Below are 23,584 nucleotides of genomic sequence, written 5' to 3' on the forward strand. Positions count from 1 at the left end.
ATAACAAGCACATCAAAAATCGCTCCACTTCGTTGCGCTGGACGTCGCTGACGCTCCGCCTTTTATGTGGGCGTTATAACTCCGAGTTACCCAAAAATAGTAGACACCCTGTATAGTTAGAAAACCTATATGGAGGTGCTCAAATGGCACGTAAAAAGAGAGCTCAGGCTTATACCGAGGAATTTAGAAGGGAAGCCGTTAAGAGAACAGAAAAGGAAGGTAGTACCACAGCATCCGTCGCTAAAGAGCTGGGGGTTAGTCCTCAGCAAATCTACAATTGGCGGCGTCAATTTAATCGCTTATCGGATAAGCAATTTAACTCTATGGATGGCGTGGATTACTCCAAGAAAGAAAGCGAAGAGATTAGAAAGCTAAGGCGTGAGAAAGCTGCTTTAGAAAAGGAGCTTGAGTTCGTAAAAAAGGCAGCTGCGTACTTCGCGAACCACCAAGAGTGAAGTACGCCTTGATGATGGAGTATCGAGGGCAGTATACCTTATGCCTGATGAGCAAGGTGTTGGGAGTGTCGCGCTCTGGTTTTTATAAGTGGATCAACCGACCAAAGAGTAAGCGAGCCCAGCGCAGAGAGTATATGGAAGCACAAGTTGCCGATGTCTATTCGACATATAAAGCTCGCTACGGAGCACCGAGAATCGCCGAAGAGCTGAAGTCGCTTGGGACACCATGTTCCACTAATACAGTGGCCGATATTCTTCAGGAGCAGGGTTTAAAAGCTAGAAACGGAAAATCGTTTAGATATGGCAGTCACGCGCTTACGATGAATAACGTATCGGACAACCTGTTATGGCGAGACTTTAGCTCTGATAGGCCAAACGAAAAGTGGACTTCAGATATAACGTACATCTGGGTAAAAGATCGTTGGTTGTACTTGGCGACGGTCATGGATCTATTTTCGAGGGCTATTGTAGGCTGGGCGCTTGATACATCGATGACGGAATAGCTAGTAACTGAGGCATTACTGATGGCTTTTAAGAGGCGAGATGTAAAGCCTGGCCTGGTCATTCATTCAGATAGAGGTGTGCAGTATCGCTCTAGAAAATATATAGACCTTATGAAGTCTTGGGGATGCAAACCTAGTATGAGCCGAAAGGGAAACTGCTGGGATAATGCACCAATGGAATCATTCTTTAGTAGGTTAAAGGTAGAATTAATTTACGCCGAGCAATATGCATCGATTAGCGAAGCTAAATCAGGTATCTTTGAGTATATTGAAGTGTTTTATAATCGTTTAAGAAGACATTCTTCAATTGGATATATGAGTCCAGTTGAGTATGAAGAGAAAGCAGCGCTGGCTGCATAGTTAGAGTGTCTACTTTTATTGGGTAGGACCAAACTACGGAAGAATATGAATAAAAGTGACATAGAAACATTCATGAAAGCCAAAAAGGAAGATCGCTTGTATAGGTTGTTTCAAGCTCTTAGCGTGATCTCGATATTGGTTTTGCTAATATTGAACGCGTATGATCCCGAGCACAGCTTAACCACCGCTCTTCTCACTGCTTCGGTATTATTTTCATCCTTTGCATTCGGTGCCAATCGTTGGGTTTCAGTATCGAGGCGAGACTTACTAGATATAATCCAGAGACAAATTAACCATGATTCAGAAGCAATTGGTGAAATATCAAAGTCAACGTCATAACAAGAAAATGTTGTTCAGCGCTAGAGCGCTCGGACTCACTGGCGTTCGCCGCAAATTTGAGCGTTATGTGAAAAAGGAGTCGTAGTGAGTTACAACATCGCAGTAGTAGATTTCAAGTTGTCGGATAGTTTTGATGAGGCTGTCGCGCTTGTAAACCCTATGACTGAAATTGACACACATGTGGTTACAGAGACTTTCCAAAAGTTTCACGACGAAGCTACAAAGATCTTTCCATGTATTTGTAGCCTTAGCGATGAAAAAGTTGACGATGGCGTTTGGTGTGATGGCCCCCTTATAAATAATTTTAAGGTACAAGCGCCCGTTATTGGGTTTTCATATTCCAAAGTTGAGGAAGCCCTTCCTGTCGTAGGTAATTTAGCCCTTGATATGGGGTTTTCTGTTTTAGACTGGCATGCTGGTAAGGTGTACAACCCATGAACCACATAACAAGCACAGGCAGGCGTTCAGCGTAAGGAAATGTAATGATCTATCGGCTATTAGACGAACCATTAGACATAGATATTCTTGGGTGCTGGGAAAAGCACATGTGGCACTACACCAAAGTAATAGGATATTCCGCTACAGGAACAATATTCCTAATGTCTCCTGAAACTGATGAGTTTATGGTTTTCTACCCAAGCATGCCGGGAAACAATTGCAAGGGATATGGTGAATTTGGAAATATCAAAGATTTCGAGGAAGTTATCTTAAAAGATGAAGTGTTCCACGAATATTGCCTATATCCAATTAGTCCTGAAGACATTCCTATTCTCATTCAAAATTTGGGAGAATTAGAGGATGAGCAAATTTTTTACCCAAAGCTAGACCCAGCTTTAGGTGGATCATTGGAGTTAGATGAATTCGACAAGGGTAATGTTTGGGTTCGCACAGAAATACTTGGTCAAAATCGTGGAATTGAGTGACACGCTGAACAAGGGCCAGCAACGAACCGCCAAAAGTGGCGCTGTGGCCGGCGTTATGCTTCCTCTAGATCGAAGCGATAATCAGAGCTGAGAATAAAATTGACAAAATTGAACGAAGAACAAAATAGACTCCTGGAAGAGCTTGCACAGTTCGAGAGTCAACTTGAGCAGCTACCCTCTGATTTTGGCCTCATAAACGGAATGAGTAGTCGCTTTGATTATCAGCGTGGTAAATTACGATTCGACTCTTGGCTGTTACGGCATACAGACTGGATACTCAATAACATTCCTGGCTCTGAGCAAGATGTTGAGTCTTTAAGACATCAATACCATGATAACAATTGTAATCCATCGGGCTCTGGTTATGGCACAAGGTCCCAGATGGTTAATACAGTTTTTATCAGGCCCTTTATCAATAGAATTGATTCGTTACGCCAAGACATAACGGCAGGCCATTTTGAGTCGGTTTACAAACCAACTGAGGACAAAGCCGCAGAAACCGCATTCGGCTTTGAAGGCTTATTACATCCACTCATAGTTCAAAGTTCTTTGGCTCTGTATAGAGATGGTCATCTACGGGAAGCTGTTCTCAATTCGGTTACTGCAATATTTGACCTAATTCGTGATAGATCAGGCGTAGCAGAAGACGGCGATCGTCTAATTGGTCAAGTATTCTCTATCAACGAACCTATCTTGATATTATCCGAGATCGAATCAGAATCGGGGAAAAATGATCAAAAGGGTTTTATGCAAATCTTCAAGGGAGCCTATCAAGGCATTCGGAACCCGAAGGCTCATACATTGAACCACGACCTTAATGAAATGAAAGTGGCCCAGTACCTAGTTTTTGCTAGCATGCTAGCGCGCAGAGTTGAGGAAGCCAATGATGCATAACAAGGCACGCCAGCCGCGACACAAAAAGCTTTGCTTTTTGTGTCGCGGCGTTAAGCGATATGGAAAATAAGATGGATCGTAACCCAGCATCAATACCTTCAGAGAGAATGAAGGCACTCTATCAGCATTTCTCAAATAAATGGGGAGAACCTGAGCATTTAATCTGGTTTGATCCAGCTCTAGCAGACTCAGGTGCTGCTCTAGAAAAAATTCATATCGGAGTATGGCCTGCCGATGATGAATGTGATGTTAATACATTCATTACATTCGGCATGTCAGAAAAGGAAATGAGTTCAGGAGAACGAACAGAAGTACAGTTCGCTGTTAGAGGTCACCTTACAGATAAAGAGATTCATCAGGGAGCAAAATTTCTAGCCAACATCTCTGAGTATCCTTTCTCAAACAATCTTTCACTGGACTGGTGGCATCGATTGAAAGATGCCGGGAGAGTTCCATTTTTCAATGGTTGTACAAAAATACTGTTTAGGCCACCATTTAGCGAGTCTCAATGCAAGGACGCCGAGTGGAAAGGCGACATAATAAAGTTTTTATTTTTAGTCCCATTAACTGAAACCGAAAATGAAGCTTTATCAAATGGTGGGCCTGATTCGTACCATGACTATATGCATGAGAATGATTTTGATCTACTTGGGCACAAATAAATTGGCAGCGCTTAATAAGCAGCAACGGACTGTCAAACCTGGCGCTCCAATAGCTGCGCAATTACGCGCCAGCTTTGCCTGCCGTTGTACTGGGCGCTAAGAATACCATACAAAGTGAAGTTCTATGAAAGAAGGCGACTACTACCAGCTGCTTAAAAACCCGGGTTGGTATATTTGGCTAAAGCACAAAATTATTTACCAAGATGGTTCGCCAATGAATCTAGGTGAAGGAGCTTGGATAATCGGCCTTTATAATTCACAAGATAGAAATAAATCAGAAGAGTTGATTGAGTTCGTTTCTAAGATTAGAAAAGATGATGAAATAAAGATGGTCGCAAGAAGCAGTGTATCACATGGTGATATAGTATGGCCGAAATTCAACATGGTTGTAAATGGCGAAGGGGGCGTTGATCGAACTTATCTTTGCTGCGGATACGAAGTCGTTGAAGAGGTTCGAAAAATAAAAAGGGATGTTCGATTTTCTTTTGGTATGAGTTTAAGCACTATTTCTAGAGTAATTGAGGCTGATGTGCTTTGGAAATACCATCGAGACAGTACGTTGTGATGTTAACAAGCAGGTAGATGGACTAATTTATCGCTTTGCTTCAAATTAGGACTCTGCTTCGAGCGTTAGAAGGCTTTAGATGAAGGTAGCAATATTCACATTATTACTCCTCTTATCCTTTTCCTTACAGGCAATGGAAACATGCGCCTATTTCGCAAAAGTTACTCCAGAAAATCAACACCCCGAATGGCAACCATATGAGGATTGCGCAACTTATAGAGGTGGCCATCTAAAAATTAAGCCAAATCATCTAAGCAGCATTTCTTTTGGCTCTTTTGGCTTTGCTCCATTTTGGACTTCAGAACAATACTTCTACATTAAAAACAATGGCGATTTTCTCCCCGTGATAGCTTATGACAACGGTGCGGACACCTATCGTGAGGGTTTTGTACGATCTATAGTTAACTCAAAAATCGCCTACTATGACCAGAGCTTTAAATTGGTTGCTCCACCTAAGTATGATTGGGGCTGGCCATTCTATAATGGTCGTGCATTAGTTTGCTCTGGCTGCAAAATCGCAGAGGCAGATCGCGACGGACATAAACCTGTAGTAAGCGGTTTGTGGGGCTACATTGACAAAGCGGGCAATGAGGTTGTGCCTGTTAATTATAAACAACATGAGGTTCCAGAGTGAGCCTTCTAACAGGTCAAAACACAAAATGACTCTCCACTGAGTGCACAATTTTTGCATGGCTACGCCATTCTATGAAAAAATAATGTGCTACGTTACCAGCTTGCGTTTGAGGCCTTAACACCTGGAAAGAAAAGTGTGGAATGATTGCAAAAAAATACAAGGATTTTGGGGTAAGTTGTTTTCTCGTTCAGCCGTTCTACACGATGAGGAGCATTCTTCTGGAGCAAGAATAACTCTCGAGCAGAAACGTTGGGGCATTCCGTTCGAAATTACGTGCGGGATATATGGCGCATTTTTCCATACTGCATTCGCCTCTAGCAAGATCGAGGCTGAAGAGAAGTACAGTAAAATGAAGTCTGAAATATCTGAATCATTTGAATCTAAGTGGTCAGACGAAGAGCTTTATAAGTGGGCCGAACAATTTGCTATTAAGTACTAGAGAGTTACAAGCGCAACCACCCGGAACAATTTTCCACATCGCTAAAAATTGTCCTGTTTTGAAGGTTCTAGATCCTTAGGAGTAAAGATGAAATTGCTAGTTACTGCGATATTTTTGATGTTTTTCTCGGCGGCAGCTTTAGCTTCCGCACCAGGGATATTGAATGTGAAGATTGGTGCAGTGTTTCCAATTAAAGCTAAAAATCACGAAACTCATAAAAATGGCAGGCCTACAATTCAGTTTCGAGTGCCTAACTCTGGCGTCACAAAAGAGGTATTCCCTGAATATGAAGTGACGATCCTCAGAGACGGCTATGAGGTCGCAATTGTTACGGCGAGAAAGTCTTTTTTTGACATCAAATCCTGTGACGATTCTCAAACCAAGGCATTGGCTTGGTTAAAAAAAGTTATTCCTAACCCAAAGTTAGATTCTGATGGACATACCTATATAGACTCAAATGTTAACACCTTTGCAACTCTTAGTTGTTCTTATAAGGGTGCAAGTCCTTTTCCAGAGCTACAACTTCAGTTTCGAGGTGTGGCGCAAGATGGAAAACTTGAAAAGGCTTGGGCACAAGCATTCAAATAGAGCACTAACAAGACCAAGCAAGCGCGGCTAGGACAGACATGAAACGAGATTATTCTAAGTTCCCAAACGATGCCTGTGGAGACTCTCTTTGGCGCATGGTCGTTGAAGATGATGATCTAACCAAAGAAAGGGATTTGGAATTCATAGTGATATTTGAAACTGAAGATGAAGCGATGAAGTTTGGAGAGCACCTTCTCTTCAATCGTCAAAAGGTGTTGCTTTGCGATAATGATTCCGAAGACTACCCATATTTCATAGCCTCCACAGTATCGATGATACCAAGATATGAGATCATTTTAGAGTACGAGAGGTTATTGGAAAAATATGCCTCACCGTTGAATGGTAAGAATGATGGCTGGAGTTGTTATGTCTGCAAGTAAGCTTCAAAAAAGTGGCTGTTATATGTCCACACCAAAAAACGCACTAGTTGCAGTGATTAAATATGCCAACACCAAACATCTACCGAAAAATTCAGAAGAATCTTGAAAGGTATCGACCGGCATCACTTGTCGGCAGCGTGGTAAGTTATTCAATATTCGCTTGGTTTCTTATTTCGACCAAAGAAACCATAGAAAACATGCCCGCATCGAGCCTCTACCTAGCTCTAGTAATATGTAGCATAGGCATGACCCTATCGTTATTTAATTTAATGGCAGGATATCAGCAGAAATCATGGATAGACAACTACCCTATCACTGCTAAGCTAGGCAAACTATTACCCCCAAAGCCCAAACCGTGGAGCGAGGCTATCGCTATAAACTGTTTTGCTCTAGGACTGATAGTACTTATTACAGTATTATTCCTTAACGCATCAGTTTTTTAGGGCGTTTAGCCAATAATTAAAAATCATATGTTACTGTTTGCGACAAAATAAAACGCCAAGAGGCTATCACATCATCCACACACAACCCTTGTAACATGTGGAAAATACAATGAACACAATCAAGTACCTAAAATTCGAAGACAGCAACCCGGAAGATTTGATAAGCATTTTGAACGAAGAGTCTTTGCGAAAACATCTTGTAGAGCATCCGCACTTCGATTCTTCAAATATCAATGAATGGATAAGTGGCAAGATCGAGATAAATGCAGCTAAAGGCTGCCGTGTTCGTGTCATATCCATCGAAGGCAAAATAGCAGGATGGTGTGGAATACAGGAAGACGACGAAGGCTTTGAGATTGCCATTGTCATTTCTCAAAAATTCTGGGGTTATGGCATCCGTATTTTTAAAGCCATAATGAGCTGGGCTAAGGAACTAGGCCACAAAGAGGTCTTATTTCACCTTCTAGAAACAAGGCGCAATTATAAATCTCTAGTCAGAATGGCTAGAAAGGTCAGTCACCGCCAATTACTCGGTCGAAATTTCAGCACCTACTACCTTTTAGTGCCTTAAAACTGTTATCGTTGAACAAACTCATTTTAAGCCTCTGCTCGATTTCATTTTAGGTATCACCGTGCGTATCGCCTCCTTACTTATATTTCTAACCTTAAGCCTAACACTCAACCCAGCCCTAGCCACCGAGAGCTTCGAGCTTTACCCAAAACACTCTGAACCCGTACACAATCCTAGCCAAGAGGTATCTGACAAGTACTTTGAGATAGCCGATAAATTAATCGCTGAGTTTAACCAAAAGCCCAACGGCTTATATTCGAAGGTGGAAGATATTACGATATGGCAATCTTATAGCGGCCAATACAATCGGATGTGGATGGAAACTGCGCTTACGAATGAGGATGTAGAAAAGCAGCTGAAACAAGGCATTTGGAAAGCTGTGCCTATACCGAAGGTGGCTTATAAAACCATGCATCTTCCACGCAATATTTCCGCTGAGCTAATGTCTTGCTTTTTGGGCCAGCTGGATGGTAAGCCAACGTATTTGTTCTGGAGCAAAGCCCGCGAGCGTGCGGCACTTGTGGTTAAGCTCGACTGAAGCACGCAAACCTTTAAAAACATGCTTTATCTAAAGAAGGTATACGGTACTAAACTTTGTGTAATTAAATTTGGGTAGTTTGAAAAATAAAAAAGGCGAGCCTAAAAGACTCGCCTTTTTACATTACACTCTCTGAGCAGCAATGTATTACTCAATCACCTCAACAGAATCCACCTTTTGGAAACCTCTTGGCAATTTATTACCACGGCGGCCGCGCTCGCCTTTGTAATGCTCTAGATCAGCGACCTTCATACCTAAGTGGCGCTTGCCTGAGTAGATTTTTAGTTGCTGACCCTTGCTGATCACCTGCACTGAAATTACAAACTCTTCGCGGGCTTGTACACGCGCCGAAGGGATGTTCATAATTTTATTGCCTTTACCACGGGCTAGCTCTGGCAGCTCGCTTAGCGGGAAGACCAGCATGCGACCTTCGTTACTGATGGCGACGATTAACTGCTCGTCATCGCTGGCTTGAATAGGCGTAGCCGATAATACACGACCACCTTTTGGCAACGTAAGTGCGGCTTTACCGGCTTTGTTTTTGGTAAACAAATCGCCCATATTGCCTACAAAGCCATAGCCCGCATCGGATGCCAACAAAACTTTTTGCTTTGGATCACCGGTCATGGTGGAAACAAAAGTAGCACCGCTTGGCGGGTTTAGGCGGCCAGAGATAGGCTCGCCCTGCCCTCGCGCCGATGGCAAGGTGTGGGCCTGCAGTGCATAGCTTCGCCCCGTACTATCGAGCAAGATAACGTTTTGATTGGTTTTACCTTTGCAGGCCACTTTAAATTTGTCACCAGCTTTGTAGTTCAAGGCAGCTGGATCGATATCATGGCCTTTGGCGGCGCGTATCCAGCCTTTTTCTGAAATCACGATAGTTACCGGATCGCTGCCTAGTAGATCGGTTTCGCTAAAGGCAGCTGCCTCATCGCGAACCACGATAGGCGAGCGACGATCATCACCGAATTCTTTGGCAGCCGCTTGCAGCTCTTTTTTCACCAAAGTTTTTAGGCGGCGGGCACTGTCTAGAGTTTTATTAAGGTCGTCACGCTCTTTCTCTAGCGCTTCTTGCTCTTCCTTAATTTTCATTTCTTCCAAGCGGGCCAACTGGCGTAACTTGGTATCTAGAATGTATTCGGCTTGGGCTTCTACTAAATTGAAGCGCTCCATTAAGATGGGCTTGGGCTCATCTTCGGTGCGAATAATGTGGATAACTTCATCCACATTTAAAAAAACAATCATTAAAGCGGCCAAGCGTAGCAAACGCTCTTCCACTTTAGATAAGCGATACTGTAGGCGGCGGCGAATGGTTACGGTACGAAAGCTCAACCACTCCGACAAAATCGTCTCGAGAGATTTAACACCTGGGCGACCATCGATACCAATCATGTTCATGTTTACACGATAGGTGCGCTCTAAATCGGTAGAGGCAAAAAGGTGGCTCATCATGGCATCGATATCAACGCGGTTTGAGCGCGGCACAATCACTAAGCGGGTTGGATTTTCGTGATCGGATTCATCACGTAAATCTGCCACCATGGGTAGCTTTTTGGCCTGCATTTGTGCGGCGATTTGCTCCAGCACTTTGGCGCCACTCACTTGGTGCGGCAGTGCGGTCACTACGATATCACCATCTTGCTGCACCCATACGGCACGCATGCGCAAGCTGCCACGGCCGGTTTCGTACATTTTTTGCAGATCGGCCTTTGGGGTAATAATTTCCGCTTCGGTAGGCATATCTGGGCCTTGCACAAATTCGCAAAGCTCAGCGGTGGTAGCGTTGGGGTTTTCCAGCTTGTGGATAGTGGCCTCTACTACCTCGCGCAGATTGTGCGGCGGAATATCGGTTGCCATACCTACGGCGATACCGGTGGTGCCGTTTAGTAGCACATTAGGTACCTGAGCTGGCATAACCGCCGGCTCGTCCATACTGCCGTCGAAGTTAGGCACCCAATCAACCGTGCCTTGGCCTAGCTCACTAAGCAGCACTTCTGAATATTTGGTTAGCTTCGATTCGGTGTATCGCATGGCAGCGAAGGATTTAGGGTCATCTTGTGAGCCCCAGTTACCCTGGCCATCAACCAATGGATAGCGATAGCTAAATGGCTGGGCCATTAACACCATGGCTTCATAAGCGGCCGAATCACCATGCGGGTGAAACTTACCAATAACATCACCCACGGTACGGGCTGATTTTTTGTACTTGGCGCTGGCTTTTAGGCCCAGCTCGCTCATGGCGTAAACAATTCGGCGCTGCACCGGCTTTAAGCCGTCACCCACATTGGGGAGGGCGCGATCGAGAATTACGTACATGGAGTAATCCAGGTAGGCCTTCTCGGTATATTCCTTTAGGGAGATGCGTTCATCCGCATCTTGAACTCCAACTAAATCTGACATGCCATTTCCTACAGTCTTCTTGGCGTAAAACGGGCTTTGTATCAAATGCCGAGGGCGGCGGCAAATAAGCCTATAAAATCGTGTTAATTTTGATCAATTTATACCCGCTGCTGGGGTAAAAAGCTGGTATCCATAAAATAGACATCAGGCTTTTGCTTGTTTACCAATACAGTGATCAGCTGCTTGGGGCTTATGAACTCTGTTGGATCGAAACCCAGGGCGTCACTGCGATAAACATGTAACTGATTACTTTCACGCTCATGCCAACGAGCGATGATAAAGAACTCTCTTTTGCCATTATCATCAATCTCGGCGGATTCTACGCGCTGGTATTCGGCCATTACCGGCATTCCTTGACGCATTAAGTGCTCGACATTATTGCGGCGGCGCCAGACTAGAAACAGCGGGATCACCCCCACCAGAAAAAATATCGAGCCCATAACCGAGATTAAGGTCGGGCCAAACCATAAACCCATAAAGCTATCGATGCGGGCATCTAAAGGGTTAGCCGGATCGAACAATACCTGCACCTTTTCACCAACGCTATAAGCCGGTGGATTGGAACTGGTGCTGCTAATGACATTGTACCGCTGGCCACCAGCCATAAAGCTGTACTTGGGCGCATAGGTGGTGGAATCAGAGCCACGATTGGCCACCATCTCTACCACTTCACCTTCAACCGCTTGGGCACGCTCTTTAAAGCTAAAGGTTTTTTGCGCCCAAAGGCCCGCCCCCATCAGCATTAAAAAGCCGATCATTGAAAAAACAACGCCGATTATGCCTAGCCCTTTCGAGTTAGTTTTATTAGACATACTTCTATAACCCTGGAGCCTGCCACTTACCATCGTTATCTGCATCTACATAAATTGGGTTAGTAAATGCAAATGGCGGCATAACCGGAACAATATCAGCGAATAAGCCTTTTCGATCACCTTCCACTTCTACTGTAACAAAGCTATCTTTATCAAAACTTAATGGCAGCATATTTTCCTGCCCTTTAACGATGGGCATTTGCTGATAGAGCTCACCATTGATATACACCCGCAAGGTGTGCACATCGATCCACTGAGCGGCATTTACGGTTAGGTTTAATACTGCCTCTTTTGCAGCCAAGGTTTGCCCCATTAAGGCCTGCTTATCGCCCTGCTTTAAGGCGATATCAATCAATGGGCCCGTGGTGCCGTAAATATTGCCGCCTTTAATGCCCGCCACAAAATCGTCTTGATCAAAGGCTTTAACATCATCGTTCTGCATATAGATAAGCGTGCGCGGCTCTAACACCACCTCACCAAAAGCTTGGCCATGGGAATCACTGGTGGCCGTACCTACCAACTTTACACCTTGCTTTAGGAAGGCAAACCAATCTTTGCGTAGCTGCTCGTAAGAATGCAGCCCAGCGCCGGTGCCATTAATAAGCTCGATGGCATCAAAGTCGATATCGCGCACACCCGTCTCAGGATCTTTTTCAATCAAACTACTATTTTGCTCGGCCGTTAATGGCTGGCTTGGATCATGACCACGACCATCTAAAAGGTGCAATAAATAACTTTCGTTATAGCGTTGGCTACCTGGCTCGGCTTTTTCTTCAGGGTTGTAGATTACCCTTGGGTGATTAAGCTGCATGACGGCTTTAGGATCACTCTTTCTTACCGCTGCGATTACATCACGCCAGCGCTTATTTTCATGAGCCGGTGCGCCAGTGCGATACTGGCCTAGCTGAGGCTTTAATGGAAAGGCATTGGCATGGCCAAGGGTATGAGGTGCGGTTTCGCTTTGTACTAAGCCGGTAATTTCTGTACCGGTCACTGTCGCTAAACGCTCAGTTAAACCTAGCTCGGCAATATCACGGCTATAGTCGTAAATGGTTTCATGCTCGGTAGCTACCAATACCTCACCACCTTGGGCGACATAGCTGCGAATACGCTGCTCTTGCGGGTAGCTATTATCGAAGCTTGGTGCAGCATGCGTATGCAAATCTGCATGCACATAATTAGGCGTGCTCACCTCTAGGCTAGGTGTTTGAATTGTTAGCTTATTGTCCTTGCCAGCTTCAACATTCAGTTTAGCAGTATGGGCTGAGTATTCCGGCCCACGACTGGCAATCACTCGATAACGGCCAGGCTCTAAGCTCACCGTTTTAGGATCGGATTCCGTGCCCGCCAACATAATATCGATAACTTTTTCTTCATGCTTGCCGCTGGCGACAAAACCAAAAGCCTGACGCGAAAAGTCTATCGCCTGACCATCTTCGGCAAAAAAGCTTAGGCGCATGGTTTGGCCCTGGGGCAATTGTAGATCTGCACGGGCGGCCAATTCTGGTTTAATAGTTTTTTGATCACTAGGTAAGCTTATAGCGCTTTCGGCCAACACTCGATTACGCTCCTGTACGCGCAATAAATACTGGCCTTTAGGAGCATGCACCTCAGCAATGCCATTGCTATCACTCATGGCGTGATTGATTACAGCACCATCTTCAGCGCGCTGTAAAAACACCGATAAGCCGGGCCCTGGCAACTGCACTTTTATGGCGGGCTCGCTCGTCCAATATTGATTAAGGATGGCAGCGGCATCACGGCCCGAGGCCAAACTGATTTCGTTTTCTACCACTAAGGTTTCGCCCACATCCAAATCGGCAATTTGGGTTTCTAATAATTTAAGCGGATCTAAAAAAGCGCCTTCATTATCGAAGAAAAAGGTATCGGTAAAAGTCAACGCCGCTGAGTAAGAATCGGTTACACCCACAAAGCTCGGCATGGGGGTTTTCTGATTATCTTCAGATAACAAATAGGCGTTCTTAATATACTGGCCATACACCATGGGGTTCTTGCCGGCATCTGGCAAGCTTAGAATCATATCAACACCCAATAGGCCGTCTAAATCATCCAACAGGCCGCTAGGTAGTGATTTATGCTGATAACCCGGTGATGGCCCGGTGCCGTTTAAAGAAGTACTAAAGACTTTATTGCCGCGATTTAAATTCACCAAACCAAAGGCCGCAGCATCAGAGCCATCGACTTCTTGCTTGTGGGTGAGCTCGGTAGTGAGTTGTAGTTTATCGCCATTGGCCTCGTTAAACTCATAACTGACTTTAAGCTCAAAGCCGCCATGTTTTGCCCAGCCCAGTACGCGAGCATAGCCGTCGCCCTGCTCGGCTTTCATGGTGTGAAAGACCGGTGAGCTGGTGCCACTTAGATTAATCGCAAAATACAGCTGGCCAAAGCCTTCGCCCGCTTTGTCGCAAAAGCCGAAATCGGTAAGGTAGCCACCTGTTGCGGCCAGCTCGCCCTCGTGATCGACATTGGAAACTACCGCACAGACCTGGCCATTACTTAACTGCCAATCGCCCAAGCCGCCCCAGGCCATATCGCCCGAAACACGTATTTGCTTGGCATCGCTGATCTGCTGCGCCTGATACTCCCCCCAACACATAGGTGTTATTAACAGTAATGGCAGTAATTTGCCCAGTCGTGATCTCATGTTTTGTCTCTTGTTCTTGTAGTGTGCTTGTTGTGCTTCTTATTAGTATTTCGCGATCTTTGGCTAGGGCCTGTTAACACTCCCTAAGTTCGCTGATCTTGGTCCAATCCCCTATTGTGACAGCTAGATCGCAGCAACTCTATAGCCAAGGCTGCCTTATAGGGCACGACCTTATAAGTAGTTTCAGGCGCCAATATTACGGGCAGATGAGGGTCAGCGCTATAACAGTCATAAATTTTGGCAAATGTGCAGAACAGCTCACATAGTCTATGCTTGAACAGTAAACAAATCGTCTTAAGCTGAGCCCTGGTAGCAAGATAACTTACTTTTAAGAAACCAGCTCTACCCGCTCAATCCAATAGGAGAATCGCGCCATGAAAGCATCAGATCTGATGGTCCAATGCCTGGAAGAAGAAGGAATCGAGTATATCTTTGGTGTTCCCGGTGAGGAGAATGCCGATTTTATGATGTCTTTGGAGAAATCCGAGAAGATCAAATTTATCCTAACCCGGCACGAACAGGGCGCGGCCTTTATGGCAGAGATCTACGGGCGACTAACCGGTAACCCAGCTGGCTGCTTGGGCACCCTAGGCCCAGGCGCGACCAACCTAATTACGGGCGTGGCGGATTCCAACATGGACCGCGCACCGATGCTAGTACTCACCGGCCAGGGCGCCTCAACCCGCCTACACAAAGAATCCCATCAGGTGATGGATGTAGTGGGCATGTTTGAGCCGGTAACCAAGTGGGCCACCACCGTATGGCACCCAGAGAATATTCCTGAGATTGTGCGCAAGGCGGTACGTCTAGCCCGCACCGAAAAGCCCGGCGCCGTGCATATCGAGCTACCTGAAGATATCGCCAAACTGCCCGTCGATAAAGCACCGTTAACCGTGCGCAAAGCTCGCCGCCCAGTGCCTGCCGATAAGATTATGGATCAGGCCTTTGAGCAAATTAAAAACGCCAAGCGCCCCATCATTATTGCGGGTAATGGCTGCATTCGTACCCGCGCCTCCAAGCAGCTGCGCCTGTTGTGTGAGAAGACCGGCATTGGTGTAGTAAGCACCTTTATGGCCAAGGGCTGTGTGGATATGGATGCCGATTACTGCCTATATACCATTGGCCTTGGCGCCAAAGATATTCCAGCCTGCGCTGTTGATGCGGCCGATCTGGTGATCACCTTGGGTTACGATATGGTGGAATACCACCCAAAACTTTGGAATGGCGATCAGAGCAAAAACATTTTGCATATCGACTTCCTGCCGGCAGAAATCGACGAGCACTATCATCCAGAAACCGAAGTAGTGGGTGACTTGGCCCATGCCCTATGGATGTTGAACGAGCGCATTGAAGCCCACGGCGGCGATAAGCTCGATTTCGATTTAAGCCAACAAGCTGCAGTGCGCCGCGATATGAGCGAAGAGCTTGCTAAGCATAAGGACGATGACACCGAAGGTTCGATTCGCCCACAAAAAGCGCTTTGGGATGCACGCGCGGTAATGGGCCCTAATGATATTGCACTTAGTGATGTGGGCGCCCATAAAATGTGGATAGCTCGTCATTTTCAGTGTAACGAGCCCAACACCTGCTTAATTCCCAATGGCTTCTGCTCCATGGGTTTTGCTTTACCAGGCGCCATTGCTGCCAGCATCGTGCACCCAGATCGCAATATCTTAGCCATCTCGGGCGATGCCGGCTTTATGATGAATATGCAGGAAATGGAAACCGCTCGCCGATTGAATCTCAACCTTACCGTAATGGTATGGGACGATGGCGGCTACGGCTTAATTAAGTGGAAGCAAGAAAACGAATTTGGTAAACACACCGATTTGGATTTCGGCAACCCACACTGGGTACCACTGGCAGAATCTTTTGGCTGGCATGCTCAGCGCGTGGATAACTCTCGCGATTTGCAAGGCGCCATTAAAAACGCCTTTGAAACCGATGGCCCAAGCTTAATCGTAATCCCAATTGATTACAGCGAAAACAAAAAGCTTACCGAGCGTTTGGGTGAGTTGACCTGTTCAATTTAAGCTTATTAGTTTAATCACTGCCTAAGGGCTGATAAAAACAAGAAGGCCTGCTCATTTTAATGGGCAGGCTTTTTAGTATTCACAGCCTAACTTTCTTTATCGCTTAGCTTTCTTTATGGGCTAGCTTTCTTTATTAGCCAATACTACGGGCAAGCATATAGTCACTAACATGCCGCCTTCCACGGGTTGCTGAACAGCAATCTCATCACAAAGAAAAGCTTCTTGATCTATTGCAAACTCGTTAAGCGATAGATAACGATAAATCGCTTCCCAAACCATTAGGTAACAAGCTTCTGATTCAACCACGACCATTGCCTGCAAGTAATTTCGTTCAGGTACACAGTAGTTCGCCAAATCTTTATCGGCTTCATAGCCCCAATAGTAATGTACCGAGCTAGGATCTATGCAGGCATCCCAGGGCGAAAATACAAAAACTTTATCGCAACTCATCGGCAGATACTCTTTACAGGCCGTGTAAATTTGAGATACCGATTGAATACTCGCTTCATGCAAATAGAAGTGGCGCTCAGGCCTTTGCTCGACAGTGATCTTGATGCTATCCAACAAGGAATTGTCTAGGCTTTCAGGGAAATCTGGATGAGGCTGCCCAAGCTTTGGCAACAAGGAATGCCAAACATTCGCGCTCTGCTCGCTACACAACTGCCTAACATCGGAAGCACTTAAGCCCAATACTCGGCGTAGAGCTTTTGCCAAAGCTTGCGAAGAGGAAAAGCCGGACTCTAAAGCCACTTCGGTTACGCTCTTAGCGCTGAGCTGCAATTGACTGAGAGCGTATTGCAATCGAATTCTTCGCTGAAAGCTGCCAGGCCCCTCATTAAAAGCATTTTTAAACACATAATGAAAATGACTTGGTGATACCGCGCATTGCTGGGCTAGCCAGTTCCAGTCGATAGACTCGTTAAAGTTTTCACGAATCAAACGAGTTGCGGTGGCCATACGGCTTTGCCACTGGGGCTTTAAGCCACCCAATAGGTGGTTCTCAGCCCCAAGCTGCAGCGGTTTAACGCTTAATGTATTCATGAATTATTTAAGAGGTCTAGACGCGGCCAATCTTCACCGTTCGCGCTATCCGCTGCAAAGTTTTTCAAATTAGGAAACAACTTAGGAACGTCACTTTCCTGCACACCAAACCACATGGATAGCTGGGCGAACAGTACATCGGTTGGCAAAGTCGGTATTAGCACACCGCCACCTACATCGAGCGGGTTTTTGTCACCCAGGGATAGCGCGGGGTAATCTCCCAGCACCTGCCCGCCTTTAACGGCATCACCCATTACCATACAGTGACCACCCCAGCCGTGATCGCTACCATTGCCGTTTGACGTCAATGTACGGCCAAAGTCAGAACCGGTAAAACATAAAACGTTCTCTGACAAGCCAAGCAAGTCTATAGCCTGCTGGAATTCACCCATAGCTTTACTCAACACTCGCAACATACGAGCCAGGCTGTTTAACAAATCATCGTGATGATCCCAGCCAATATAGCGCAAGAAGTAAGTCTGCTGAGGCAAGCCCAGCTCTTCAGCCGCCGCTATACTTTGCGCGACTTTCGCTAACTGCTTAGAAAGATCGTTATCGCTAAATTCAATAGGTAGGCTAATCTTTTCTACGGCATCGCGATATTTGCGATGCTGAAGCTGCGCCTCACGAGTAATCGAAAGGTAGCTTTGCTTAAAAGGATCGCCAGCATAAGAAGTATTCAATACCGTTTCAAAACTGCGCAAGATGGCGCGGTTTAGATCACTTTCTTCTTCATTAACAACCAAACCAACACTGCCAGACCCCGTAATGGAATAGTGAGTGCTACGCTGGCCGTTTTGCATAATATTGGAACCCGCCAATGAGATATTCATTGGAATTTGATCGGCCTTTTTATCGAGCTGTAAGGCATCTGCAAAATAACCAAACCAACCTTGCTGCACGCGCAGATCGGGCCTTGAAGTCTGCCAGTGTTTAAATTGATCAGCGTGGGACAGCAAACCTAGCGGCACACGTGCGCTGCGATCTAAAAAAGCTTGTTTGTTCACCGGCTCAATGAGAGGTGCGATATTGGCCACGAACGATAATTTTTCTTGCCCAAACAACTCTGCCACTTCAGGCATAGATGGATGCAAAGCAAACTCTCGTCCTTCTTTATCGGCAAAGCCTTGCAAGGGCAGCAAGCTATCTTTTGCTAATGCAAGATTTGCGCGGGTTTTGGCATATTCACTGTAGTGTTTGGCTGAGTGTGGCACCAGCATATTAAAACTGTCGTTACCGCCATCCAGCATGATGCACACGAGAGCACGCTTTTGCTTATCAATATTTAACGGCGGAACATTTTGAGTATTTACCTTAGGCAGCGAGAAACTTGGCGCACTGGCCGCGGCCAAACTGGCAGCCATACTGCCCTGAACAAACTTGCGACGCGTTAGATTCTTTAACATCTTACACCTCCAACACGGTGAATTCTGGTGAAATGGTCAGCATAAAGACAATCGTTTGCACTACCCACTTCGGATTGTCACGATAGGCTTGGAAAGCTCTTTTAATGGCTGGTTTTATTTCAGGGTTTGTCTTACCTAAAAGCAACTGGCTCATATCATCGATGAGCTGATCGTGATTACGAGGGTTTCTCGCGAGTCGAATTTGCTCGCTAAAATCTAGTCTTAGCTTATTAAAGGCGTCAGCATTCAGCACATCGGTATTAAACTCCGGTGCATTCTGGATGCCATCGCTCTCATTGATGCGTGTGCTCACCGCTGGCATGTATTCGCCAAAGAACCAGTAATACATCAAGTTCACATAGGCAATAGAAGTGGCCGAAGTATGAATTTCGAATTCAGGTGCAACTTCGCCAATCTCTTTTAGCATGCCCTGAGGAACAAAGTCGGGCTTGTAGAAATTAAAAACCGTAGGTGCCGATACTGGGTGTTGCTGCACGGCTTCTTGAATATCATCACCAATCAACCACATATAACCACTGCGGTTATGGGCATTAAAAGCACGCAGAATTTGAGTGATGCGCATTAGCGGTGACTTTAATTTTTGCGACTGTAACTTACGCCCGCCTTCTTCGCGCTGTGCGGGATACTCGGTATCATTTACAGCGTTATATAGCGGGTATCGCAACACTTCATGCACCGTGGCTGCCAAATCACCGCGTGGGCCAAACTTCTCAGCAACAGCAGCAATATATTCCGGCGACGGATTAGAAGTGACCATTTGCTGAATCAGATGCTTAGCCACAAACGGAGCCGTATTTGGATGGGCAACTAATCGATCCACAACTTGGCGAACTTCTTCCTCGACGGTTTGCCCACCAGGCAGATTAATAAAGCCATCTAGTAGCTCTTTGGGCTTTCTATCGTGATGACTCTCATGGCCAATCATGGGCTCACGCATATTTACAAATGGCACAGTTTTGTAGGTGGTTTCTACACCATCATTAAAACCTACAGGATAGCCATTGTAGTCTTTCGACCAATAGCTTGTGGTCCACTCATGCTGATAAGTACTGGCCGTCAAGCCAGTAAAAACCCTGGCTAGCTCTCGAATATCACGATTGTGATAGCTAGGAATACTTTCGCCATTTTCATTCAGCTGCAGGCTACCGTCTTGGTTCAACATAAATAAGCCGATAGAAAACAATTGCATGATTTCACGAGCATAGTTTTCATCGGGGTGAATATTTTTCGCCGGAATCGCCTTCTGGTTGTTCATATGGGAGAGATACACGCCCATACAAGGGTGCATCGATACCTGATACAAAAGATCGGCATAGCTACCAAAGGCATTGTCGTAAATCAGATCGTAGAAGCTCGCCATACCAATAGAATCGAGCTCAAGTGAAGAGTTATCGGAAATAACCAAGACTTCACTTAGAGCTTGGGCAACACGCTGACGCAAAAGGTGTTTATTCTCGCTGAGCGCGTCTTGCCACCATGCCATATGGAAATACCATTTGTAGGGCAACGCCGGATTATTACCTTCGCCATTGATGGCTGCCTTACCGTGGGTATTAAGCAGCTCGCGGCGGAAGAAGCGCCAGATTTTTTTGGTGCTGCGCTGAAACTTGCCTTTCTTAGGGGCCTTAATGCCCAACTGCCATTCCAACCAGGCCTCTGGCCCCATGCTGGCGAGCTGTTCAATCGAGGACTTATTACCCCCCAAGCTGGCCTGCATCATAAATCGGCTGGCTTGATTTACTGTGCCCATAAAGCTTACCTCACTGGCTAAATTGTGTTCTTTCTAATAGCTCTTACAAGACAAGCTTGCTAAGGCTAGAAGTTGTAGAAACACTGTAAACAGCAACGACAAGCTACACGTGTCTGGAATTACGGAAGATCATTCGGCTTCAGTTTGGGACGGATAGATTGCAACATTGATCAAAAAGCAGTCAACACTAAGGAATGTCTTAAATTCACAAGGGATTGGCTGAATTTCATAAGCAACTATAGAACCACCGGACAGCTAAATAGCTAAACTCTCAGCATCTAGAGTTTATATAGAGGTAAACATGAATTATCGATATCTATTAATTGTCCTACTGGGATCTTGTAAGCTGTTAAGCAGCTCTTCGGCAGTTGCTAGCGAGGAATACTATGGCCTCAGCCTACAATGGAAAATGGATTCGGATATAAGTCTTTTGCCAGACACCCTAAAACTAGAGGCCGCTAAATACGAATATCGAGATATAGAATCTACCCAGCAATTTGCTGAAACGCGCCAAATCAATGGCGAACTGACGAGCAATACGGACGCAATAATCATTAGTGAAACCGATATATCTGAGCTCGGCTTAGGCGGCGGTCTTATTCCTGGAGACGAAGTCCTTTTCTCTTTCTACGCAGCAGGTGCCAGCGAAGAGTCCACCAAAACAACTACTAGCCACTTTAGTAGCGACCGCTTTAACTCATACGGCTTAGCCTTTTATATCCCCCTTAACAAGCACTGGAAGCAGCCCACTTTTGCAATATTTGGCGGATACGGTGAGGTGGATCTCTATGGCAAATTAGGACTGTCATATGACTTTCATCAACAAAGCTTTGGCGTGCCTGTTAGCCTGGTGGCAAAAGAGCATATTGAAGTGGAAATTCAGGACCTTAAGAATTGGCAAGATAGGCTATTTATTGGGTTCGGCCATAACAACAAATTAAAGGCTCTAGATACTACAACTGTCGAGACCAGTAAAAGTATGCGAGCATTATGTGATGACTCAACTCATAATTTCTATATGCTGCAAGGTGTTAACAATAACAGCAAAAGCTTTAGCTTTTGTTATCCCCAACAGTAGTAGTGAGTTAAGGCGCGGCGTGGCCACACTGCCAGCACAGCTCAAAGCTGGCATCGTTTTCCTCGCCGCATTCATGGCAGATCCAGGTCTGCCCATCATCGGCCGACTGCTGGGCGAGAATAGAATCCACTATAGCTTTGGCTTTTGGGTAGTCATCTGGGTTTTTAACCCAAAGTTCTGGCCAAGTCTCAAAATGCGGCACTTCACCACTACCGGCGCCAAGGTGCTCATTTTTCATGACGGTTTCGATACCCTCAGCCTCGACAAGGTTGCGGATATTATTGAGTACAAAGCCGTTTTCTTGGGTGTGAAGTAGTTTCATTATAAGGCCCCACCATTGAAGCAGCCTAAGGCTGCGGTCGAATCATAGACACACATTAACAGGCTATACCTGCACTGCCAATCCAACCATAGCCTTAAGCGGCACCATTAAGAGCCTTAAGCGCTACTATTAAGAACCTCAATCACTGACTAGCGTGCTCATCAGGTCGATCATAAATTCAACTTCTTCCTGATCAGGAATACGCCACCCCTTGCTATCGAGATCGTCAAGCACTCTTGGGCCATTCTCTTTTTCAGCCATGTTCTCAAGCAACTCTTGCAGGGTATCCTTGTGAGCGATTGCGCGAGGGCTCAGCAAAAAACTATGGGAAATCAATTGAATGTGGCTGCGTACCAATGGGCGCAATTGACTTTGAATCAACTTACTCAGCCTGTCATAAGCATCAGCTAAGAAGAAGCCCGCCTGGGAATCTTTCTTCATCAAAGACTTAGCGACTAAAGGATAAGAACCATAGCTCTGCAACTGGCTATTCGCCGAATCGATATTGGCAGGCTCCAACATAATCATGCCGATGGTTCTAACATCAGGATCAGCCGTGGTGGCGATATTAATGCCTGGGGTCAGATCTTCAATTTTTTCAGCGCTATTTTCTATCGAAGTGGCAATCACTACCTCATCAGCTTGCTGCGCCGGCCGTGCTAGCGGAATAAACCCTTTATCGCGCACTAGATTGGCGCTGTCATAAGCATTGGCATAGATCAGGTCGACAGTTTCTGCATCGATAGCACTGTGCAACTCTTCATAGCTTTCATAGACATCGAAGTGGCTAGCTAGCCCTGTCTGACGTTGCAGCCAAGTGTTAAAGATATGCCAGCCAGCTAATTTCTCTGGCGGGAAATCTGGGCTTACGGTGAGTTTTAGCTTCATGAATTCACCTCAGCTTTTTTCATTTCCACATACAAGGCTTGCGCTTCGTTTACTCTATCGCGTGAAGGCTTACGACGCACAGAAGTAAATCCTTTTATCACTCCGGCACGCTTATTAGGCACTACGGTGGCATAGACCCAATAGTAGCGACCATCTTTGCGCAAGTTTTTAATATAGCCCGCCCACTTCTCACCACCTTGTACGGTGTTCCACATATCCGCAAAAGCGGCCTTGGGAATATCCGGGTGGCGTAAAATGCTATGAGGCTGACCAATTAATTCGGCTTCGCTATAGCCCGACATATCCACAAAGGAATCGTTGCAATGCGTAATAACACCTTCGGTGTCCGTACTTGAAACAATTAACTTTCCATCTGGGTAAGGCACTTCTTCATCACAAAGAAAAATTCGACGTTCACTGCCATCATATAAACGGATGCGCTGCTCTGTGCAATTGGGCGCGACATCATTTGGCTGCATATCATTCATAGCAAAGACCTCTGATTAAAGAAGTTGTGCAATGCTGTCGGCAGCACGCTTCACATCCAGGAAGATTAAGCCTAACTTTGCATGTGGCTTGGCAATAACTGTTACCACCGCCTCACTGCCAGCCGCAATCATTAGAACATAGCCGTTATTACCCTTAACCAAAACCTGCTCTAAATCACCGCGGCCCAGTTCTTTGGCGGTACGATCACCTAGCGAAAGCATGGCAGCACTCATTGCCCCTACTCGATCTTCGTCCATGTCGGCAGTTAGTTTAGAGGCCATCATCAAACCATCGGTAGAAACAATACCGGATGCTTCAATATCGGCCGAAGTACCATTAAGGTCGCTTAAAATGGAATCAATCATGTCAGAACGCATAAGACATC

Annotated in this window: 24 protein-coding genes and 1 pseudogene; 15 read left to right on the forward strand and 10 right to left on the reverse strand. The window is 45.7% G+C overall.

Annotation, left to right across the window (positions count from 1 at the left end; translation table 11 throughout):
- Positions 1-143 precede the first annotated feature (143 nt).
- The 13 genes and pseudogenes from Q1A08_RS03705 (at position 144) to Q1A08_RS03770 (ending at position 8,294) form a co-directional block, all read left to right on the forward strand.
- Positions 144-455: a transposase gene (locus tag Q1A08_RS03705; RefSeq protein WP_299769923.1), complete on the forward strand. Its 312-nt coding sequence runs from the start codon at positions 144-146 to the stop codon at positions 453-455.
- A 14-nt stretch (positions 456-469) separates the two neighbouring features.
- A pseudogene (locus Q1A08_RS21475) lies at positions 470-1,318 on the forward strand (IS3 family transposase).
- A gap of 423 nt (positions 1,319-1,741) precedes the next feature.
- Entirely contained in the window at positions 1,742-2,095 is a 354-nt protein-coding gene (locus Q1A08_RS03720) for a hypothetical protein (RefSeq protein WP_299769926.1), read from the forward strand.
- Between the two features lie 44 nt (positions 2,096-2,139).
- The gene (locus Q1A08_RS03725; RefSeq protein ID WP_299769927.1) at positions 2,140-2,580 is read left to right on the forward strand and encodes a hypothetical protein; all 441 of its coding nucleotides are present in this window, start codon (positions 2,140-2,142) and stop codon (positions 2,578-2,580) included.
- Positions 2,581-2,679: 99 nt separating this feature from the next.
- Positions 2,680-3,474, forward strand: a complete 795-nt coding sequence (locus tag Q1A08_RS03730; protein ID WP_299769929.1) for a TIGR02391 family protein — start codon at positions 2,680-2,682, stop codon at positions 3,472-3,474.
- 71 nt (positions 3,475-3,545) lie between these two features.
- Complete coding sequence (locus Q1A08_RS03735) at positions 3,546-4,136, forward strand: suppressor of fused domain protein (RefSeq protein ID WP_299769931.1); 591 nt, start codon at positions 3,546-3,548, stop codon at positions 4,134-4,136.
- Positions 4,137-4,260: 124 nt separating this feature from the next.
- Positions 4,261-4,701 (forward strand): hypothetical protein, encoded by a 441-nt coding sequence (locus Q1A08_RS03740; protein WP_299769933.1) that lies wholly within the window; start codon positions 4,261-4,263, stop codon positions 4,699-4,701.
- Between the two features lie 79 nt (positions 4,702-4,780).
- Positions 4,781-5,335, forward strand: a complete 555-nt coding sequence (locus tag Q1A08_RS03745) for a WG repeat-containing protein (protein ID WP_299769936.1) — start codon at positions 4,781-4,783, stop codon at positions 5,333-5,335.
- Between the two features lie 175 nt (positions 5,336-5,510).
- The gene (locus Q1A08_RS03750; RefSeq protein WP_299769939.1) at positions 5,511-5,774 is read left to right on the forward strand and encodes a hypothetical protein; all 264 of its coding nucleotides are present in this window, start codon (positions 5,511-5,513) and stop codon (positions 5,772-5,774) included.
- Between the two features lie 87 nt (positions 5,775-5,861).
- Positions 5,862-6,362 (forward strand): hypothetical protein, encoded by a 501-nt coding sequence (locus Q1A08_RS03755; protein ID WP_299769942.1) that lies wholly within the window; start codon positions 5,862-5,864, stop codon positions 6,360-6,362.
- A gap of 38 nt (positions 6,363-6,400) precedes the next feature.
- Positions 6,401-6,742, forward strand: a complete 342-nt coding sequence (locus Q1A08_RS03760) for a ribonuclease E inhibitor RraB (protein ID WP_299769944.1) — start codon at positions 6,401-6,403, stop codon at positions 6,740-6,742.
- 552 nt (positions 6,743-7,294) lie between these two features.
- Complete coding sequence (locus Q1A08_RS03765; RefSeq protein WP_299769947.1) at positions 7,295-7,756, forward strand: GNAT family N-acetyltransferase; 462 nt, start codon at positions 7,295-7,297, stop codon at positions 7,754-7,756.
- A 61-nt stretch (positions 7,757-7,817) separates the two neighbouring features.
- Entirely contained in the window at positions 7,818-8,294 is a 477-nt protein-coding gene (locus Q1A08_RS03770) for a hypothetical protein (RefSeq protein ID WP_299769949.1), read from the forward strand.
- A gap of 147 nt (positions 8,295-8,441) precedes the next feature.
- Here Q1A08_RS03770 and parC read toward each other — a convergent pair whose 3' ends face one another.
- The 3 genes from parC to Q1A08_RS03785 form a co-directional block, all read right to left on the reverse strand.
- On the reverse strand, positions 8,442-10,694 hold the full coding sequence (parC, locus tag Q1A08_RS03775; protein ID WP_299769951.1) for a DNA topoisomerase IV subunit A: 2,253 nt from the start codon (positions 10,692-10,694) through the stop codon (positions 8,442-8,444).
- Positions 10,695-10,792: 98 nt separating this feature from the next.
- Positions 10,793-11,506 carry a DUF3592 domain-containing protein gene (locus Q1A08_RS03780; protein ID WP_299769953.1) on the reverse strand — a complete coding sequence of 238 codons (714 nt, stop codon included), beginning with the start codon at positions 11,504-11,506 and terminating at the stop codon, positions 10,793-10,795.
- Positions 11,507-11,510: 4 nt separating this feature from the next.
- Positions 11,511-14,171 (reverse strand): CehA/McbA family metallohydrolase, encoded by a 2,661-nt coding sequence (locus tag Q1A08_RS03785; protein WP_299769955.1) that lies wholly within the window; start codon positions 14,169-14,171, stop codon positions 11,511-11,513.
- Between the two features lie 374 nt (positions 14,172-14,545).
- Between Q1A08_RS03785 and Q1A08_RS03790 the strand changes: the two genes are divergently transcribed.
- Positions 14,546-16,204: an acetolactate synthase large subunit gene (locus Q1A08_RS03790; RefSeq protein WP_299769957.1), complete on the forward strand. Its 1,659-nt coding sequence runs from the start codon at positions 14,546-14,548 to the stop codon at positions 16,202-16,204.
- Positions 16,205-16,324: 120 nt separating this feature from the next.
- Here Q1A08_RS03790 and Q1A08_RS03795 read toward each other — a convergent pair whose 3' ends face one another.
- The 3 genes from Q1A08_RS03795 to Q1A08_RS03805 are packed head-to-tail and all read right to left on the reverse strand — an operon-like array spanning position 16,325 to position 20,422.
- Positions 16,325-17,245, reverse strand: a complete 921-nt coding sequence (locus Q1A08_RS03795) for an AraC family transcriptional regulator (protein ID WP_299769959.1) — start codon at positions 17,243-17,245, stop codon at positions 16,325-16,327.
- Positions 17,242-18,651 carry a DUF1501 domain-containing protein gene (locus tag Q1A08_RS03800; RefSeq protein WP_299769961.1) on the reverse strand — a complete coding sequence of 470 codons (1,410 nt, stop codon included), beginning with the start codon at positions 18,649-18,651 and terminating at the stop codon, positions 17,242-17,244. The genes Q1A08_RS03795 and Q1A08_RS03800 overlap by 4 nt, the downstream gene beginning before the upstream one ends.
- A 1-nt stretch (position 18,652) precedes the next feature.
- Positions 18,653-20,422 carry a DUF1800 family protein gene (locus Q1A08_RS03805; RefSeq protein WP_299769963.1) on the reverse strand — a complete coding sequence of 590 codons (1,770 nt, stop codon included), beginning with the start codon at positions 20,420-20,422 and terminating at the stop codon, positions 18,653-18,655.
- A gap of 301 nt (positions 20,423-20,723) precedes the next feature.
- Between Q1A08_RS03805 and Q1A08_RS03810 the strand changes: the two genes are divergently transcribed.
- Positions 20,724-21,500: a hypothetical protein gene (locus Q1A08_RS03810; protein ID WP_299769965.1), complete on the forward strand. Its 777-nt coding sequence runs from the start codon at positions 20,724-20,726 to the stop codon at positions 21,498-21,500.
- Positions 21,501-21,507: 7 nt separating this feature from the next.
- Here the strand turns inward: Q1A08_RS03810 and Q1A08_RS03815 are convergent, their stop codons facing one another.
- The 4 genes from Q1A08_RS03815 to Q1A08_RS03830 form a co-directional block, all read right to left on the reverse strand.
- Positions 21,508-21,822 carry a DUF2007 domain-containing protein gene (locus tag Q1A08_RS03815; protein ID WP_299769967.1) on the reverse strand — a complete coding sequence of 105 codons (315 nt, stop codon included), beginning with the start codon at positions 21,820-21,822 and terminating at the stop codon, positions 21,508-21,510.
- A 138-nt stretch (positions 21,823-21,960) separates the two neighbouring features.
- Positions 21,961-22,710 (reverse strand): PhnD/SsuA/transferrin family substrate-binding protein, encoded by a 750-nt coding sequence (locus tag Q1A08_RS03820; protein ID WP_299769970.1) that lies wholly within the window; start codon positions 22,708-22,710, stop codon positions 21,961-21,963.
- Positions 22,707-23,198, reverse strand: a complete 492-nt coding sequence (locus tag Q1A08_RS03825; protein WP_299769973.1) for a PAS domain-containing protein — start codon at positions 23,196-23,198, stop codon at positions 22,707-22,709. Before Q1A08_RS03825 ends, Q1A08_RS03820 begins: the two co-directional genes overlap by 4 nt.
- Before the next feature lie 15 nt (positions 23,199-23,213).
- Positions 23,214-23,576 carry a roadblock/LC7 domain-containing protein gene (locus Q1A08_RS03830; RefSeq protein WP_299769975.1) on the reverse strand — a complete coding sequence of 121 codons (363 nt, stop codon included), beginning with the start codon at positions 23,574-23,576 and terminating at the stop codon, positions 23,214-23,216.
- Between the last annotated feature and the right edge of the window lie 8 nt (positions 23,577-23,584).

This window comes from uncultured Pseudoteredinibacter sp., assembly GCF_947500695.1.
GTDB lineage: Bacteria > Pseudomonadota > Gammaproteobacteria > Pseudomonadales > Cellvibrionaceae > Pseudoteredinibacter.